Source organism: Lysinibacillus antri, from assembly GCF_003977595.1.
Classification (GTDB): Bacteria; Bacillota; Bacilli; order Bacillales_A; family Planococcaceae; genus Ureibacillus; species Ureibacillus antri.
In genome coordinates this window covers 211743-229193 of sequence record NZ_RYYR01000001.1, presented here as the reverse complement: position 1 = coordinate 229193, position 17451 = coordinate 211743, and the positions used below count along the sequence as shown (strand labels likewise).

Below are 17451 nucleotides of genomic sequence, written 5' to 3'. Positions count from 1 at the left end.
AACCTCTTCCGCTTTTCTTAAAAATAGTTCTAAAAATCCTCTTCTCTCCATAATGTAGTGGAAGGAGAGGATGTCATGTTAAAAAAAGTTCAAGTTATAGCAGTTTTTTTATTCTTCTTTTTTATGTTACCGATCATTGCAGGACTATTGCCTTTTCCGAACAACGAGAAATATAAGCCTCCTATTGTGGAAGAAGAAAAGCAAGTAGTCTTTGCATCCACAGAAGTTACAACACAAGAAACACCTACACCAGATGCTCCGCCAATAGAAGAAATCGTTACAGATGTAACACCGCCAGTTGACTCTTTTGATGTATTATTTGTTTTTACTCATTCCCACGAAACATACAAACCTTTTGTTGAAAGTGAAAAGGGAACAGTTGCAGTTTACGATGACCAATCCAACCTTCTTACAATGTCACAAGTGATGGAAGACTACTTCAAATTGAATGGTTTAAACGCGAAAACTTTGGATGTAGATGTTATGTCTGTGATGAAGCAAAAGGGCCTTACTATGTCTTCTGCTTATAAAACAGTCCGTCCTTATATTAGTAAGGAATTGCAACAAAACAGTTATGATTTAGTTTTAGATATTCACCGTGATGCGACAAAAGCAGATAAGTCAACAGTTTCACATAATAATGTCAAGTATGCGAAAGTGGCCTTTGTTATTGGCGCTGAAAATCCAAATTACAAACAAAATTTATCCTATGCGAATCCATTAAGTCAGACAATGAACCAAATTATTCCAAACATCTCTAGAGGAATTATTGAGAAAAAAGGTGCAGGGGTAGATGGAGTTTATAACCAAGATTTATCAAAAGGATTATTGTTAATCGAAATTGGTGGTATCGATAATACGGAAGATGAAGTTTATCGAACGGTTGCTGTGTTAGCACAAGCAATTTCAAAAACATTTATGAACCAACAACTTGTAAAAAATGCTGAAGCAACTAAACCTAATACAAATGATAGCAATGAGTTGTAAGAAATAGATTTTTCTCACTCTAACATTGCGTAAGGTATTGTCTCACTGCTATAATTCAAATAAGTTTAGCCTGAGAACTTTCACCTGTTATGAAAGTTAATATAATTTATTAGTATTTCCATACTAATAAAGGTTAAAGCCTCCAGCGTATGCCTATGATAAATTCAAAGGGCATAATTTCTACAACGACGTAGAATAAGCGCGGGAGGCGTATTTGATTAGGAGTGGACAAGAACATGAATCGAGAAGAACGTTTAAAACGACAAGAAAATATTCGAAATTTTTCTATCATTGCACATATCGATCACGGTAAATCAACATTAGCAGACCGTATTTTAGAAAAAACAAAATCCATTACAACACGCGAAATGAAAGCGCAATTGTTAGATTCTATGGATCTTGAGCGTGAACGAGGCATTACGATCAAATTAAATGCGGTTCAGCTAAAATATGTAGCAAAAAATGGTGAAACTTATACATTCCATTTGATCGACACACCAGGTCACGTCGATTTTACATATGAAGTTTCACGAAGCTTAGCGGCATGTGAAGGGGCAATTTTAGTTGTAGATGCCGCGCAAGGAATTGAGGCGCAAACACTTGCCAATGTTTATTTAGCCCTTGATAACGATTTAGAAATTTTACCAGTTATTAACAAAATTGATTTGCCAGCAGCAGATCCAGAACGTGTACGTCAAGAAGTAGAGGATGTAATCGGGCTAGATGCATCTGAAGCGGTACTAGCATCTGCAAAAGCGGGCATTGGTATTGAAGAAATTTTAGAACAAATTGTTGAAAAAGTACCAGCACCAACAGGGGATCCTGAGGCACCTCTGCAAGCATTAATTTTTGATTCAGTTTACGATGCCTATAAAGGGGTTATTATTTCCATTCGTATTGTAAATGGAACTGTTAAACCTGGCGATAAAATCCGTATGATGGCAACAGGTGCTGAGTTTGAGGTAATTGAAGTTGGAGTACATACGCCAAAATCAGTACCGCAAGCAGAACTTACTGTAGGTGATGTAGGCTATTTAACAGCATCGATTAAAAATGTAGGAGATACTCGAGTTGGGGATACAGTTACCTTTGCCAATCGTCCAGCAGAAGCACCACTTGAAGGATATCGAAAATTAAACCCAATGGTATATTGCGGTCTTTATCCAATTGATACAGCAAGATATAACGACTTACGAGAAGCATTAGAGAAGTTAGAACTAAATGATTCTGCTCTTCAATACGAACCAGAAACTTCTCAAGCGTTAGGTTTTGGTTTCCGTTGTGGGTTCTTAGGACTGCTTCATATGGAGATTATTCAAGAACGTATTGAACGTGAATTTAATATTGACTTAATTACAACTGCACCATCTGTAATTTATGATGTACATTTAACAGATGGGGAAGTAATCAAAGTCGACAACCCTTCAATGATGCCAGATCCACAAAAAATTGATCGCATTGAAGAACCTTATGTAAAAGCAACAATTATGGTGCCAAATGACTATGTTGGAGCTGTAATGGAGCTTTGCCAAATGAAACGTGGAAACTTTATGACGATGGATTACATTGATACAAGCCGTGTGAGTATTATTTATGAAATGCCATTATCTGAAATTGTTTATGATTTCTTTGATTACTTAAAATCAAATACAAAAGGTTATGCATCATTTGACTATGAGTTAATCGGTTACAAACCATCAAAGCTTGTGAAAATGGACATTTTATTAAATAGTGAGCAAGTGGACGCACTAAGCTTTATCGTTCACCGTGACTTTGCATACGAACGTGGTAAAGTAATCGTGGAGAAATTAAAGGAATTAATCCCACGTCAACAATTCGAAGTACCAATTCAAGCAGCGATTGGTCAAAAAATTGTTGCCCGTTCGACAATTAAAGCAATGCGTAAAAACGTTCTTGCAAAATGTTACGGTGGTGACATTTCGCGTAAACGAAAACTTCTTGATAAGCAAAAAGAAGGTAAAAAACGTATGAAGCAAGTCGGATCTGTAGAAGTTCCGCAAGAAGCGTTTATGGCTGTATTAAAAATGGATGATAGTAATAAAAAATCATAATTTGAAAATTGTCTCATCAACTTGGTGAGGCAATTTTTTATTACCCATTTTTTAGGTGACATGTAAAACAGTAATTTCCTATGAATGAAGGATGCAGGCTCTGTATAATAAGAATCTAAATTTCTGACAGGAGATTAATAGTTACCGACAAGAGATTGACGGTGACCGACAGAAATTTGACGGTTGAAATGTCGGTGATGAGAAGGCTAGTATAAAAGTAATAGGAGTGTAAGTGTACTATAGCTCAACACAAAAACCTGTTTCTAAGAATGTACTGTGTGCTAAAGACTATATGAAATAAACTATCTCATCATTTTAGTGAGACCATTTTATCCCGCATTAACGGGCAGTAAAGACTCCCACCTCAAGACTTAAGTAAAACAAAAAGGATAGGTGGGAGATCAACTGCTGGCATGCGCCCGATTGGTTCAACTAACAATCCGTGGGGGATGAAGAAACCCCCCACGGATTGAAGTTTCACTTTATAAATGTCTAAACAAATATATTAAGTACATCTTCTACTTAATACAGGAATATAGTAAAATAGTAATTGTAAAACCAAGTGAATAACTTAGCTTTACATAAAATGGTTTAAACAGTACTTCTTAAGAAAAAACAATAAAGGAGATGATAAAATGAGCAAAGGAAGAGTAAATATTCCCGAATGGTTTGAACTTGATGAACTGAGTGTAATAAATACAATAGTTTCTAAAGAAAATGAGACATATGGGACATTAATAGCTAGTGATAATTTTGAGCAAAATAAACCGTACAAACCTACTGTTAGACTGTATCTTATTCGACTCAATAATAATTTATTTGAAATTGAAAAAGAAATCGGTTCTTTTTCTTTTGAAACAAAAATTGAAGCAACTGAATTTTCAACAAACTTTCCACACTATTCAGCAGTGGATTTAGTTCATAATATACATAATAAGCAAGTTAAAATGGCATTATAATTTTATTTCAGAGGCATCCTTTTAAGATGTCTCTTTTTCTTTTATGGGGCAAAAATTGAAATTTTAAAATGAAGGAGTACAATAGAATAATGAAAAACTAAGGAGAAAGAAGGGAAAGTCGTGGCGCGAGGTGTCTATATACATATTCCTTTCTGTCATCAAATTTGTAATTACTGTGATTTTAACAAGGTGTTTTTTAAAAATCAGCCAGTTGATGAATATATTGAAGCAGTAGGAAAAGAAATCGAAATGGTTGTTCATGCGATGCCAGAACAATTTCAAAATATCGAAACAGTATTTTTAGGTGGAGGTACACCAACAGCTCTTTCTGCTAAGCAAATTTCAAGATTATTGTCTTTAATTCATCAATACCTCCCGACAACAAACTTAGTCGAATTTAGCTCAGAAGCAAATCCGGATGAGTTAACAACTAGCAAACTAGAGGCATTATATAATGGTGGAGTAAATCGATTAAGTATGGGAGTGCAATCCTTTGACCAAGACCTATTAAAAAAAATAGGCAGAACCCATACAAATGAACATGTGTATGAAACGATTGAAAAAGCAAAACAAGTAGGATTCAACAATATAAGTATCGATTTAATGTATGGTTTACCCGGTCAAACGATGGAACAATGGGAACAGACATTAGACAAAGCGATTCAGTTAAACCTGCCACATTATTCCGCATACTCATTAATAGTTGAACCGAAAACTATTTTTTATATTCAATATGCAAAAGGGAAGCTTAATTTACCGACGGAAGACCACGAGGCAGATATGTATGATCTCCTCATGAAGAGAATGGGAAAAAGCGGTTTACAACAGTATGAAATTAGTAATTTTGCGTTAGAAGGGTATCAATCAACACATAATAAAATTTATTGGGACAATGATGAATATGCTGGATTTGGAGCAGGGGCCCATGGTTATTTAAAAGGAGAAAGATATTCAAATTATGCACCAATCAAGAAATACATTGAGTCTTTAACCAACGCACAACGACCAATCCTTCAAACCCATAAAGTAACGTCTGAAGAGAAGCAGGAAGAACAAATGTTTTTAGGATTACGGAAAAACGAGGGTGTTTCTTTTGAAGAATTCAATAAAAAATTCGGGATTTCAATGCTGGATTTATACAGTGACACCATTGAACAGTTAGTTAACAATGGTTTGCTTAGTAAGGATGAACATGGCATTCGCTTAAGCAGAAAGGGAAGGTTTGTTGGCAATGACGTGTTTCAACAATTTTTAATGGGAGATTAGGGCGTTAGCGTTGACATAATATGAGAGATTTGATAATTTAAATTATAGTATTAGCACTCCTTAATGATGAGTGCTAACAGAGGTGATGACAATGCTTACAAATCGACAATTACAAATTTTGCAAGTAATCGTTGATGATTTTGTTATTTCAGCTCAACCAGTAGGGTCACGTCAAATTTCAAAAAAGGACAGCATTACATTTAGTCCTGCAACAATCCGAAACGAGATGGCCGATTTAGAGGAGTTGGGCTATTTAGAAAAAACCCATACTTCATCTGGTCGAATTCCATCTGAAAAAGGATATCGTTTTTATGTTGACCACTTGTTACAACCGAAAACAATGTCTTTAAAAGATGTTGGGTTAATTCAATCCATTTTTCAAAATCAGATTGTAGAAATGGAACAAGTAATTCGTGAATCTGCTAGCATTTTGTCTGATTTAACTTCTTATACAACGATATTACTTGGACCGAATGTAGGGAAACACCGCATAAAAAGATTTCAAATTGTCCCATTAACCGCACAAACTGCCGTTGCAATTATTGTCACGGATAATGGTCATGTTGAAAATCGTACATTTACATTACCAGATGGCTTTGATCCATCAGATATTGAAAAAACGGTTAATATATTGAATGAACGCTTAATAGGTGTTCCATTACTCGAGCTTCAAAGTAAATTAGAATTAGAAGCATTTAATGTATTAAGACAACACGTGCATACTGCTGATTCCATTTTACAATCATTGAAAAATGTAACATCAGTTCAAAATGAAGGTAAAATTTACTTCGGCGGTAAAACAAACATGTTGAATCAACCAGAGTTTCACGATTTAAATAAAGTCCGTGCCCTTTTAGAACTAATGGAAAAGGAAAGCCAAGTGATCTCACTGTTCCAACCAAGTGATACCGGTATCCATATTAGAATTGGATCGGAAAATAATCATTTAGCGATGGAAGACTTAAGTGTAATTACAGCAACCTATGCGATTGGCAAAGAACAAGAAGGATCGATTGCCATTATTGGACCAACCCGTATGGACTATCAAAGGGTCATTTCATTACTTGATATTATGAGTAGCGGGCTAACTCGTGTACTTTCAAATAAACAAAATGGTGGGCTATAAGGAGGATTCAAAGTGTCTGAAACGACAGAGAATAAAGAACAACTAGATAAAGTAACAGAGTCAACAAATGAAGAAGTAGTTGAAAATACATCCAACGAAGGTAATGTAGAATTATCAATGGAAGAGCAATTACAAGCTGAAATCACCGAATTAAAATCAAAATTAGAAGAAGAAGAAAATCGCTTCTTACGTCTAAGAGCAGATTACGATAATTTACGACGCAGAACACAACTAGATCGTGAAGCGGCGGAAAAGTACCGTGCACAAAAACTGCTTACAGATTTACTACCGGTACTGGATAATTTTGAACGTGCTCTACAAGTAGAAGTCACTTCAGAAGATGCTATTTCCTTACATAAAGGTATCGAAATGGTTTATAAAACATTAATTGATGCAACAAATGTTGAAGGATTAGAAGTCATTCCTGCAGAGGGTCAAAGCTTTGATCCAACTGTGCATCAAGCTGTAATGCAAGAATCAGACTCTGAAAAAGAATCTGGGATTGTTTTACGTGAACTTCAAAAAGGTTATAAATTAAAAGATCGTGTACTAAGACCTTCAATGGTTTCAGTAAACGAATAATATTTCATGTAAATAACACAATTTAAAGTGTTTTCAATAATAGGAGGCAAAATTTAACTATGAGTAAAATTATTGGTATTGACTTAGGAACAACAAACTCTTGTGTAGCTGTATTAGAAGGTGGGGAACCAAAAGTAATCCCAAATCCAGAAGGCAACCGCACAACTCCATCTGCAGTATCCTTTAAAAATGGTGAACGTCAAGTTGGGGAAGTAGCAAAACGCCAATCAATCACAAACCCTAATACGATTTTGTCTATTAAATCTAAAATTGGTACATCAGAAAAAGTACAAATTGAAGATAAAGAATATACTCCTCAAGAAGTATCAGCGATGATTTTACAATATTTAAAAGGCTATGCTGAAGATTATTTAGGTGAAAAAGTAACGAAAGCAGTTATTACTGTACCTGCATACTTCAACGATGCACAACGCCAAGCAACAAAAGACGCTGGTAAAATTGCAGGTCTTGAAGTTGAACGTATTATTAACGAACCAACTGCAGCAGCACTTGCTTATGGTTTAGATAAACAAGACGTTGATCAAAAAATCTTAGTATTCGACCTTGGTGGAGGTACATTCGACGTTTCCATCTTAGAACTTGGTGATGGTGTATTTGAAGTACTTGCAACTGCTGGGGATAACAAACTAGGTGGAGATGACTTTGACCAAAAAGTAATCGACTACTTAGTAGAAGAATTCAAAAAAGAAAATGCCATTGATTTATCAAAAGATAAAATGGCAATGCAACGTTTAAAAGATGCAGCTGAAAAAGCGAAGAAAGATTTATCAGGTGTAACATCTACTCAAATTTCATTACCATTCATTACTGCGGGTGCAGATGGCCCACTTCACTTAGAAGTAAACTTATCACGTGCGAAATTTGATGAGATTACACGTGATTTAGTAGAACGTACAATTATCCCAACTCGTCAAGCTCTATCAGATGCAGGACTTTCTGCTTCAGATCTTGATAAAGTGATTTTAGTAGGTGGTTCTACTCGTATTCCTGCAGTACAAGAAGCAGTGAAAAAAGAAACAAACCAAGAACCACACAGAGGCGTAAACCCTGACGAAGTAGTTGCAATGGGTGCAGCTGTTCAAGGTGGCGTATTAACTGGTGACGTTAAAGATATCGTATTACTTGACGTAACTCCACTTTCCCTTGGTATTGAAACAATGGGTGGCGTATTCACAAAATTAATCGAACGTAATACAACAATCCCAACGTCAAAATCGCAAGTATTCTCAACTGCAGCTGATAACCAACCAGCAGTAGATATTCACGTGCTTCAAGGTGAACGTCCAATGGCAGCAGATAACAAAACTTTAGGTCGCTTCCAACTTGCGGACATTCCACCAGCACCACGTGGAATCCCACAAATCGAAGTAACATTTGATATCGATAAAAACGGTATTGTGTCTGTAAAAGCAAAAGATTTAGGTACGCAAAAAGAACAAACAATCGTTATTCAATCGGATTCAGGTTTATCAGACGAAGAAATCGAACGTATGGTAAAAGATGCAGAAGCAAACGCTGAAGCAGATGCAAAACGCAAAGAAGAAGCAGAACTTCGTAACGAAGCAGACCAATTAGTGTTCCAAGTAGACAAAACAATTGCGGACCTAGGCGAGCAAATTACAGAAGATGAGAAAAAATCAGTAGAAGATGCAAAAGAAGAATTGAAAAAAGCATTAGAAGCTGGTGAAATTGAAGGAATTAAGTCTTCTAAAGAAAAACTAGAAGGTGTACTACAACCGTTAGTGATGAAAGTATACGAGCAAGCTGCAGCTGCTGCACAAGCAGCCCAAGGCGGAGCTGACGCAGGTCAAACAGCAGATAAAAAAGATGACGGCGTTGTAGATGCAGACTTTGAAGAAGTAAAAGACGATAAGTAATAAGAAAAGCGAAAGCGGTTCGTCCAGCTCTTAAGAAACTGGTCGACAAAAACGCCACATCGTGCTCCTGCGATTACTCGTCGCAAAGTTCCTTTGTGGCATTGTCGACACTCGTACATCCATGTGCATCGGAAACTTTCGACAAGCATGCTTGCATGCGCAGGAGGAAGTTGAAGTTTCGCAAAGAGCTAGCCGCTGTAGCTAGACAATAAGAAAAAGTCAAAGACCGTTTTTCGTCTTTGACTTTTTCATTGCACAGACTTAAGAAAAACTATGTTACAATATACGTTATGTATACAAGAGCGGAGTGTGAGTTATGAGTAAACGCGATTATTATGAGGTGCTTGGAGTTAGTAAATCTGCAGGCAAAGATGAAATAAAAAAGGCTTATCGTAAACTTTCCAAACAATACCATCCAGATTTAAATAAAGAACCTGGAGCCGATGAAAAATTTAAAGAAATAGCTGAAGCCTATGAAGTGTTGAGTGATGATAGTAAGCGTGCAAGTTACGATCAATTCGGTCATGAAGGGCCGAGTCAAGGTGGCTTTGGTGGAGCAGGTGGTTTCGGTGGCTTCGAAGACATTTTCAGCTCCTTCTTTGGTGGCGGTGGTCGTCGCTCCGATCCAAATGCACCACGAAAAGGTGATGACCTTCAATATCGTATGAACATTTCCTTTGAAGATGCCGTATTTGGAAAACAAACCGAAATTGAAATTCCAAAAGATGAAACATGTGATACTTGTCATGGCTCTGGTGCAAAACCAGGAACAAGTCCAAAAACATGTTCAACATGTAGTGGATCTGGTCAAATAAATCAAGCGGTTGACACACCATTTGGCCGCATGGTAAATCGTCGTACATGTAATACTTGTCGTGGTACTGGAAAGATCATTCCAGAGAAATGTTCAACTTGTCACGGTTCAGGTACTGTTCAAAAACGTAAGAAAATTAAAGTGACGATTCCAGCTGGGGTTGATGATGGCCAACAACTAAGAGTGTCTGGTCAAGGCGAACCAGGTATAAATGGTGGGCCAGCAGGGGACTTGTATATTGTCTTTAACGTTCGAGACCATGAATATTTTGAACGAGATGGCGACGATATCTACTACGAATTAAAATTAACATTCCCACAAGCAGCTTTAGGTGATGAAATCGAAGTACCTACAATTCATGGAAAAGTAAAATTGAAAATTCCAGCAGGTACTCAATCCGGTGCACAATTCCGCATTAAAGATAAAGGTGTAAAAAACGTACACGGCTATGGCACAGGACATCAATATGTCATTGTAAAAGTCGTAACACCATCAAAACTGACAGAGAAGCAAAAACAATTATTACGTGATTTTGCTGAAATAAGTGGCGATATTCCAGAAGAACAAAGTAGTTCATTATTCGATAAAATCAAAAAAACATTAAAAGGTGAATAGTTTTTCTTCATTCATTAAACTTCCGTATAAACGTGGGGAAAAAATGGGGTAAAATTAATCTCAAAATTAAGAGGAGCTGATTGCAAGTGAAATGGACGGAATTGTCAATTTTAACAACAAATGAAGCAGTTGAAGCAATTTCAAATATTTTACATGAAGCTGGAGCAAGTGGCGTTGTAATTGAAGATTCAACTGAAATAAATAAAGAAAGAATAGATCAATTTGGTGAAATCTATGCTTTAGATCCAAATGATTTTCCAACTAGTGGTGTTGTTGTAAAAGCTTATTTACCTGCTTCTAGCTTTTTAGCTGAAACTGTTGAAGAAATAAAGCTTGCAATTGCAAATCTAAGTAATTTTGATATTAATCTAGGTGAAAATCTCTTCACTACTTCTGAAGTCAATGAGGAAGATTGGGCGACTGCTTGGAAGCAATATTATCATCCAGTAAAAATATCTGAGCGTTTTACAATTGTACCAACATGGGAAGAATATACACCAGTAAGTACAGATGAATTAATTATTGAACTCGATCCAGGAATGGCCTTTGGTACAGGAACCCATCCAACAACTGTTATGTGTTTACAAGCATTAGAGAAGGTTGTAGGTGCAGGTGATACTGTTGTAGACGTTGGAACGGGTTCAGGTGTTTTATCCATTGCTGCAGCGATGTTAGGTGCTAAAAGTGTTCATGCATTAGATTTAGATATAGTGGCAGTAAACGCAGCAAAAGAAAATATCGAACATAATAAAGTACAGCATATTGCGGAAGTGTTTCATGGCAATTTATTAGATACAGTGAAGGAACCTGCTGATATTGTCGTAGCGAACATTCTTGCTGAAATTATTATGACGTTCACTGATGATGCTTTCTCTATTGTGAAACCAGGTGGATTATATGTTACGTCAGGTATTATTAGCGCAAAAAAAGAGGACGTAAAAGCGGCTCTAGAAAAATCCGGATTTATCATTAATGAAGTATTAATGATGGAAGATTGGGTTGCAATTATAGCCAAAAAACCAGAATGATACTGAATCAGTGATGGATGTTCATCTTCACTATTTCTTATAAGGGAGTTGTCCGTAGTAAGCTACCGTCAACTCCCTCTTTTTTTATTATTATTCTATCGAAAAGGTGTGCGTTACATGCAACGTTATTTTGTAGATGAACCATTTACGAATCAAAATGAACTAACAATCTCCGGTGAAAATGCAAAACATATTTTAAGAGTTATGCGAATGGAGGTGGGCGAGCCCATTGTCGTCGTACAACAAGGGACTGCTTACATCTGTGAGATTATTCAAACAGGACAAGATGTGATCGTCAAACAAACAGGAGAAACACTGTCTTCACCCGAAATGCCGATCCAGGTGACGATTGCCTGTGGATTACCAAAGGGCGATAAATTAGACCTAATTACACAAAAAGGCACAGAGTTAGGAATGTATGCATTGATTCCTTTTGCTGCGGAACGTTCTGTTGTGAAATGGGATGATAAAAAGGGTGAAAAAAAGACCGAGCGACTTCAAAAAATAGCAAAAGAAGCAGCTGAGCAATCCCATCGTACCTTAATTCCAGAAATTCATAATCCAATTACCTTTAAGCAATTACTTACAACTGTTTCCAATTACGATGCTATTTTTATAGCAGATGAAGAAGATGCTAAAAGTGACGTGCGCACAAGATTTGCGGACAAACTAAAAAAAGTGTATGATAATGAACTGAAGTCTATTTTATTAATTTTCGGTCCTGAAGGCGGTATTTCTCGTAAAGAGGCATCAAGCTTAATAGAAGCTGGTGGTCAAACAATGTCCCTTGGTCCTAGAATATTACGAGCAGAAACAGCGCCGTTATATGCGCTTGCTGCGATATCATACGAATTTGAATAAGAAGAGGTGTTCGCCAGTGTCAACGGTGGCTTTTCATACATTAGGCTGTAAAGTAAACCATTATGAAACAGAAGCAATTTGGCAGCTTTTTAAAGAACAAGGATATGAACGTACTGAATTTGATCATCAAGCGGACGTTTATGTCATCAATACATGTACTGTAACAAACACGGGCGATAAAAAATCCCGTCAAGTCATTCGTCGTGCAGTGCGTCAAAATCCCGATGCAGTTATTTGTGTAACCGGTTGTTATGCACAAACATCCCCTGCAGAAATTATGGCGATTCCTGGTGTTGATATCGTTGTTGGTACGCAAGATCGTCAAAAAATGCTAGGGTACATAGATCAATATCGCCAAGAACGTCAGCCAATTAATGCTGTTCGTAACATTATGAAAAATCGTGTTTACGAAGAATTAGATGTACCATATTTCACTGACCGTACTCGCGCGTCATTAAAAATCCAAGAAGGCTGTAACAACTTCTGTACATTTTGTATTATTCCATGGGCGCGCGGTTTAATGCGTTCACGTGACCCACAAGAAGTAATTAAACAAGCGCAAGCCCTAGTGGATGCTGGGTACCTTGAAATCGTCCTAACGGGTATTCATACAGGTGGATATGGACAAGATTTCAAAGATTATAATTTAGCGCAATTACTTCGTGACTTAGAAGCGAATGTAAAAGGTTTAAAACGTTTACGTATTTCATCAATTGAAGCGTCTCAAATAACAGATGAAGTCATTGAAGTATTAAAAAATTCAAATATTGTTGTACGTCATTTGCACATTCCAATTCAATCAGGTTCTGATACCGTGTTAAAGCGTATGCGTCGTAAATATACAATGGACTTCTTTGCGGAACGTCTTGAGCGCTTAAATGAGGCTTTACCGGATTTAGCCATTACTTCAGACGTCATTGTTGGCTTCCCAGGTGAAACAGAAGAAGAGTTTATGGAAACATATAACTTTATTGCAAAACATAAATTTGCAGAGCTTCATGTATTCCCATTCTCAAAACGTACAGGCACACCTGCAGCACGTATGGAAGACCAAGTAGACGAGGACGTGAAAAATGAGCGTGTTCATCGTTTATTAACGTTAAATGATCAGCTAGCAAAAGAATATGCTTCACGTTTTGATGGTGAAGTGTTAGAAGTTATTCCGGAAGAGCATTATAAAGAGGCTGACCAAGAAAATCTAATTGTTGGCTACACAGACAATTATTTACGTGTTGTTTTTGAAGGTACTGAAGAGATGATTGGAAAGTTAATTAAAGTTAAAATTACGAAAGCTGGATATCCGTATAATGAAGGGCAATTTGTTCGTGTATTGGATGCAGTAGAATTGTAAGATTGACGAAATAAATGCACCTAAGCATTAGTCGAAAGGCTAATGTTTGAGGTGCATTTTTCTATTGTTTAGATTTTGAAAATACGATGAATCTTTGTCCGGTATAGTTTAAAAGTACAAATAATATCATTCCGACAACCATCGATATATTGTCAATGATAGCTGTAGAATAATCGGATAATAGATAACTTACTATTTTTGCTGCCAAGTAATAAGCAACAAAATAACAGATTAAAATGTTTACGATAAATAAAATAACCTCCTGGAAACTTCGCTCTTTTTGTTTGAAGGTATAATATTTATTTAAAAAGTAGCTTACAATACTGCCGATAAAGTAATTCAAAAAGGAAGAAACCCAGTAGGATAAATGAAATAAGTTGTAAGCTAAAAACATGATTGATGTTCCGACTAATGTATTAATGATCCCGACTAATAGAAAACGAAAAAATGAAGAATTAATTGTCCATTTCATTATGATGTGTAGTCCGTTCTTTAATAATAAAATTTGGGCGATCTTTTATTTCTACATAAATTTTACCTATATAGATTCCGATGATTCCTAGTGAAATCATTAATGTACTACCAATGATTAACGTTAATAAAATGACCGTTGTAAATCCCTCTAATGAATACCCTAGAAAATATTGAATTAATACATAACTCCCTAATAAAAATGCAAATAATAAATAGATGCATCCAAAAAAGGTAACGATTTGTAAAGGAGCTGTAGAAAAGGAAGTGATATTATTTAGGGCGTAGAGTATAAGTGATTTTGTTGACCATTTACTATGACCAGTTACTCTAGTTTGAACGTCATATTTAACAAACGCTTGTTTAAACCCTAGCCAAAATGACAATGCGCGGAAAAATCGATTTTTTTCTTTTAGATTATTTAAAGCATTGACCACTTTACGATCTAATAATTTATAATCTGAAGAGTTTTCCAAATCGATATGTGTAAGCCTTGAAATTAGTTTATAAAAGGATTTCACAAAAAATTTATGCAGTGAAGATTCATTACCTCTAGAATTTTTTATCCCTTCCACGATATCGTAGCCTGCAAGCCAGAGCCTATACATTTCGATTAACGTAGAAGGAGAGTGTTGTAAATCTGAGTCCATGACAACGACACAATCACCAGAAGCATTTTTTAATCCGGCATTAATCGCAGCTTCTTTTCCGAAATTTCGAGTAAAATTTATTCCAATACAGCGTGCATCATTAATTTTTTTAATTTCGTTCCAAGTATGATCCGTTGACCCATCATTTATAAAGAGTAGCTCAAATGGAATGTTATTTGTATCGAGTAACTCTTTAAGTGTTTCGTAAACTAGATTTATGTTTTCTTCTTCGTTATAGGCTGGTAATATAATACTCATTTTTCCCATATCATTTTCCTCATTCGAAATTTATGACAATCGTATCTTCAATGATTTTCATCGATGATTGATTAGGCCATGTATTTAATGAATCAATTTCTTCTTTATGTTTCTCAATGAACTCTCGTATATTTCTTTTCACTTCATTTTTCAATCCAATTTCGTTGTTCATATAATAAACAAAGGTATTTGTATCGTATGCAATCGTTGAAGAGATCCCAACATTATGGGGTACTTTTTTATAGCGATCACGAACGGATAAATGATTTCTAAGGGTACCTTGTGTAATAATTTTGAGGTCTCCGTTGTAACCATCAAGGTGCCGTATATCATAAGCAATTTGTGTCATTAAAGCTTCGTTATGTTTATTGACATCTTCAAACTGTTCGTAATAAATATTCGTGATAATTACATTGTTGAAAGCGACGAGAAAAATACTAAAGGTAAATACAATGTTCAAACTCGTGATGGTAATGGACGTATGCTTAATGAATCGATCTAGTATAACAACACCGACTATAAATAAAAGTGCTAAATTTTGTTTCATTAAAATATGGTATTCAACACCTGGTGATATAAAGAAAATAATATGAGTGATATACGGTGTGAGAACGATAACAACGATTAAACCAATTACATTAATCAGATTTACCTTTTGAACGATGATATAGATAACGAACATGATGAAAAGCAGTATAAAATAAACTAAATTAAATTTTTCGAAAGTATTAACAAAATCTCCTGAATTAAAGAGAAACGATTTCATTTCATTCGAACTCGTTTCAAGCGAGCGCGTAATATGTTCAACGTTAATGTTTCCTGATTCATTAATCCCTTTATAGCTAGTTAATCCTTTTTCTGAATATTTTTCATACCATTTAAAATGAATGACATAGATGCCAAGTCCTATAAAGACCGAAGCAAAACTTTTTACATAAAAAGATAGTGGAAATTTGTTTTTGTCTAGCATATCGACAACGAATAATATTAATAATAGAGTTAATACAAGTGTTAAATTTGCTTGATAAGATCCAATTGAAACATAAATAGCTAAACTCGCGATGAGAATGGATATATAAGAATTGTTTATTTTTTTTATGAAAAAAATTGAAAGCACCGCTAGCAACGATGCAAGATGATAACCATCTGCTGTAAACATATAAGTTAAGATTCCAGCAACTGTTGGAAATGCCGTATATAAAATGGCTGTAAAACTAATTGCTAACTTTGAATGAATATCAAGTAACTCAACTAACAAAGTGACACTAAGGGCTAGATAGATGATAGACAGCAAGCCATTTACTAAATGGATATCAAAATAACTACTAATCCCTGCTAAGTAAGTCAATGTAAAACGGCCAGATCCACTCATATTTTGAGTAGAATAATAATTGTACATCGTGTCCCGGTTAACAAATCCATTTGTAATAATATATAAATGAACGAATAGCCCGGAAAAGAAAGTTATAAGAAATGTGAGTCTCATTCTTCTTGTTATTTTACGATCAAAATAACTTAATAACCGCTCCACTAAATTCGCCCCCAATTTACTATCTTTTTACACATTATAGCCAACCTTACACAATTGTATAAAATTCTCTTAATATAATATTTGCCTAGAAATGGATCATCTAAAAGGCTATATTTGAAATCCTTTTTAGAGTATAAATAAACTGTTTTTCAACAACTTAATGATGAAAGAGCAAAATAGTGTGAATTTTGTGGTTTTTGTCACGTGAATTGTTATCATGTATACTTAAAACTGTATTTTTAACTTAGAGAAAAAGGAGTAATATTATGACTCAAAATTATGCTGCATTAATTGACCATACATTATTAAAAGCAGAAACAACTCAAACGCAAATTGAAGCATTATGTGAAGAAGCAAAAAAATACGAATTTGCATCAGTTTGTGTCAATCCTACATGGGTAAATTTAAGTGCCCAATTATTAAAAGGTACAAATGTTAAGGTTTGTACGGTAATTGGCTTCCCACTTGGTGCTACAACTTCAAAAGTGAAAGCATTTGAAACAACGAATGCTATTGAAGAAGGTGCCGGGGAAATTGATATGGTCATCAATATTGGTGCTTTAAAAAATGGCGAATATGACTTCGTACGTGATGATATAAAGGCTGTAGTTGATGCGGCGAATGGAACATTAGTAAAAGTAATTATTGAAACATGTTTATTAACGGATGAAGAAAAAGTGAAGGCATGTGAACTTTCTGTCGAGGCTGGTGCAGATTTCGTAAAAACTTCTACTGGTTTTTCTACAGGTGGCGCTACCATTGAAGATGTAAAATTAATGCGTAATACGGTTGGTCCTAACGTAGGTGTTAAAGCTTCTGGTGGGGTACGAAGTCTTGAAGATATGAAAAATATGGTTGAAGCAGGAGCTACTCGTATCGGTGCAAGTTCGGGTGTAGCGATTATGAACGGATTAATTTCAGATTCAAACTATTAAATATAAATGTAATTTTTTCTATTGACTGTTTAAAAACAGTACGATAT

At 35.5% G+C, this 17451-nt stretch carries 15 protein-coding genes; 12 read left to right on the top strand and 3 right to left on the bottom strand.

Annotated elements, in window-relative coordinates:
* Nucleotides 1-75: 75 nt before the first annotated feature.
* The 11 genes from spoIIP to mtaB all read left to right on the top strand — a co-directional run bounded on the left by spoIIP (nt 76) and on the right by mtaB (nt 13559).
* Complete coding sequence (gene spoIIP / locus EK386_RS01195) at nt 76-987, top strand: stage II sporulation protein P (protein ID WP_126657178.1); 912 nt, start codon at nt 76-78, stop codon at nt 985-987.
* Nucleotides 988-1223: 236 nt separating this feature from the next.
* Nucleotides 1224-3059, top strand: a complete 1836-nt coding sequence (gene lepA / locus EK386_RS01190; protein ID WP_126657177.1) for a translation elongation factor 4 — start codon at nt 1224-1226, stop codon at nt 3057-3059.
* 635 nt (nt 3060-3694) lie between these two features.
* Nucleotides 3695-4018, top strand: a complete 324-nt coding sequence (locus tag EK386_RS01185) for a geranylgeranyl pyrophosphate synthase (RefSeq protein WP_126657176.1) — start codon at nt 3695-3697, stop codon at nt 4016-4018.
* A gap of 120 nt (nt 4019-4138) precedes the next feature.
* A complete protein-coding gene (gene hemW, locus EK386_RS01180; protein ID WP_126657175.1) occupies nt 4139-5284 on the top strand; it encodes a radical SAM family heme chaperone HemW in 1146 nt (381 codons plus the stop codon).
* A 91-nt stretch (nt 5285-5375) separates the two neighbouring features.
* Nucleotides 5376-6410 carry a heat-inducible transcriptional repressor HrcA gene (gene hrcA / locus EK386_RS01175; RefSeq protein WP_126657174.1) on the top strand — a complete coding sequence of 345 codons (1035 nt, stop codon included), beginning with the start codon at nt 5376-5378 and terminating at the stop codon, nt 6408-6410.
* A 12-nt stretch (nt 6411-6422) separates the two neighbouring features.
* The gene (gene grpE, locus EK386_RS01170; RefSeq protein WP_126657173.1) at nt 6423-6992 is read left to right on the top strand and encodes a nucleotide exchange factor GrpE; all 570 of its coding nucleotides are present in this window, start codon (nt 6423-6425) and stop codon (nt 6990-6992) included.
* 59 nt (nt 6993-7051) lie between these two features.
* Nucleotides 7052-8890, top strand: a complete 1839-nt coding sequence (gene dnaK / locus EK386_RS01165) for a molecular chaperone DnaK (RefSeq protein WP_126657172.1) — start codon at nt 7052-7054, stop codon at nt 8888-8890.
* A gap of 316 nt (nt 8891-9206) precedes the next feature.
* Nucleotides 9207-10319 (top strand): molecular chaperone DnaJ, encoded by a 1113-nt coding sequence (dnaJ, locus tag EK386_RS01160; RefSeq protein WP_126657171.1) that lies wholly within the window; start codon nt 9207-9209, stop codon nt 10317-10319.
* A gap of 86 nt (nt 10320-10405) precedes the next feature.
* Complete coding sequence (prmA, locus tag EK386_RS01155) at nt 10406-11347, top strand: 50S ribosomal protein L11 methyltransferase (RefSeq protein ID WP_126657274.1); 942 nt, start codon at nt 10406-10408, stop codon at nt 11345-11347.
* Between the two features lie 117 nt (nt 11348-11464).
* Nucleotides 11465-12208 (top strand): 16S rRNA (uracil(1498)-N(3))-methyltransferase, encoded by a 744-nt coding sequence (locus tag EK386_RS01150; protein ID WP_126657170.1) that lies wholly within the window; start codon nt 11465-11467, stop codon nt 12206-12208.
* 16 nt (nt 12209-12224) lie between these two features.
* On the top strand, nt 12225-13559 hold the full coding sequence (gene mtaB, locus EK386_RS01145; protein ID WP_126657169.1) for a tRNA (N(6)-L-threonylcarbamoyladenosine(37)-C(2))-methylthiotransferase MtaB: 1335 nt from the start codon (nt 12225-12227) through the stop codon (nt 13557-13559).
* A gap of 61 nt (nt 13560-13620) precedes the next feature.
* Here mtaB and EK386_RS01140 read toward each other — a convergent pair whose 3' ends face one another.
* From EK386_RS01140 to EK386_RS01130, 3 genes are read right to left on the bottom strand one after another with little or no spacing between them, the layout of a single operon-like run.
* Entirely contained in the window at nt 13621-14031 is a 411-nt protein-coding gene (locus tag EK386_RS01140; RefSeq protein WP_126657168.1) for a GtrA family protein, read from the bottom strand.
* Nucleotides 14015-14947, bottom strand: a complete 933-nt coding sequence (locus tag EK386_RS01135) for a glycosyltransferase family 2 protein (protein ID WP_126657167.1) — start codon at nt 14945-14947, stop codon at nt 14015-14017. Before EK386_RS01135 ends, EK386_RS01140 begins: the two co-directional genes overlap by 17 nt.
* 10 nt (nt 14948-14957) lie before the next feature.
* The gene (locus tag EK386_RS01130; protein ID WP_126657166.1) at nt 14958-16469 is read right to left on the bottom strand and encodes a glucosyltransferase domain-containing protein; all 1512 of its coding nucleotides are present in this window, start codon (nt 16467-16469) and stop codon (nt 14958-14960) included.
* A 266-nt stretch (nt 16470-16735) separates the two neighbouring features.
* Between EK386_RS01130 and deoC the strand changes: the two genes are divergently transcribed.
* Nucleotides 16736-17404 carry a deoxyribose-phosphate aldolase gene (deoC, locus tag EK386_RS01125; protein WP_126657165.1) on the top strand — a complete coding sequence of 223 codons (669 nt, stop codon included), beginning with the start codon at nt 16736-16738 and terminating at the stop codon, nt 17402-17404.
* Nucleotides 17405-17451: the final 47 nt, after the last annotated feature.

Coding starts and splice junctions, on each gene's coding strand:
- spoIIP (WP_126657178.1), top strand. CDS start 76: ATGTTAAAAAAAGTTCAAGTTATAGCAGTTTTTTTATTCTTCTTTTTT.
- lepA (WP_126657177.1), top strand. CDS start 1,224: ATGAATCGAGAAGAACGTTTAAAACGACAAGAAAATATTCGAAATTTT.
- EK386_RS01185 (WP_126657176.1), top strand. CDS start 3,695: ATGAGCAAAGGAAGAGTAAATATTCCCGAATGGTTTGAACTTGATGAA.
- hrcA (WP_126657174.1), top strand. CDS start 5,376: ATGCTTACAAATCGACAATTACAAATTTTGCAAGTAATCGTTGATGAT.
- dnaK (WP_126657172.1), top strand. CDS start 7,052: ATGAGTAAAATTATTGGTATTGACTTAGGAACAACAAACTCTTGTGTA.
- dnaJ (WP_126657171.1), top strand. CDS start 9,207: ATGAGTAAACGCGATTATTATGAGGTGCTTGGAGTTAGTAAATCTGCA.
- EK386_RS01150 (WP_126657170.1), top strand. CDS start 11,465: ATGCAACGTTATTTTGTAGATGAACCATTTACGAATCAAAATGAACTA.
- EK386_RS01140 (WP_126657168.1), bottom strand. CDS start 14,031: ATGAAATGGACAATTAATTCTTCATTTTTTCGTTTTCTATTAGTCGGG.
- EK386_RS01135 (WP_126657167.1), bottom strand. CDS start 14,947: ATGGGAAAAATGAGTATTATATTACCAGCCTATAACGAAGAAGAAAAC.
- deoC (WP_126657165.1), top strand. CDS start 16,736: ATGACTCAAAATTATGCTGCATTAATTGACCATACATTATTAAAAGCA.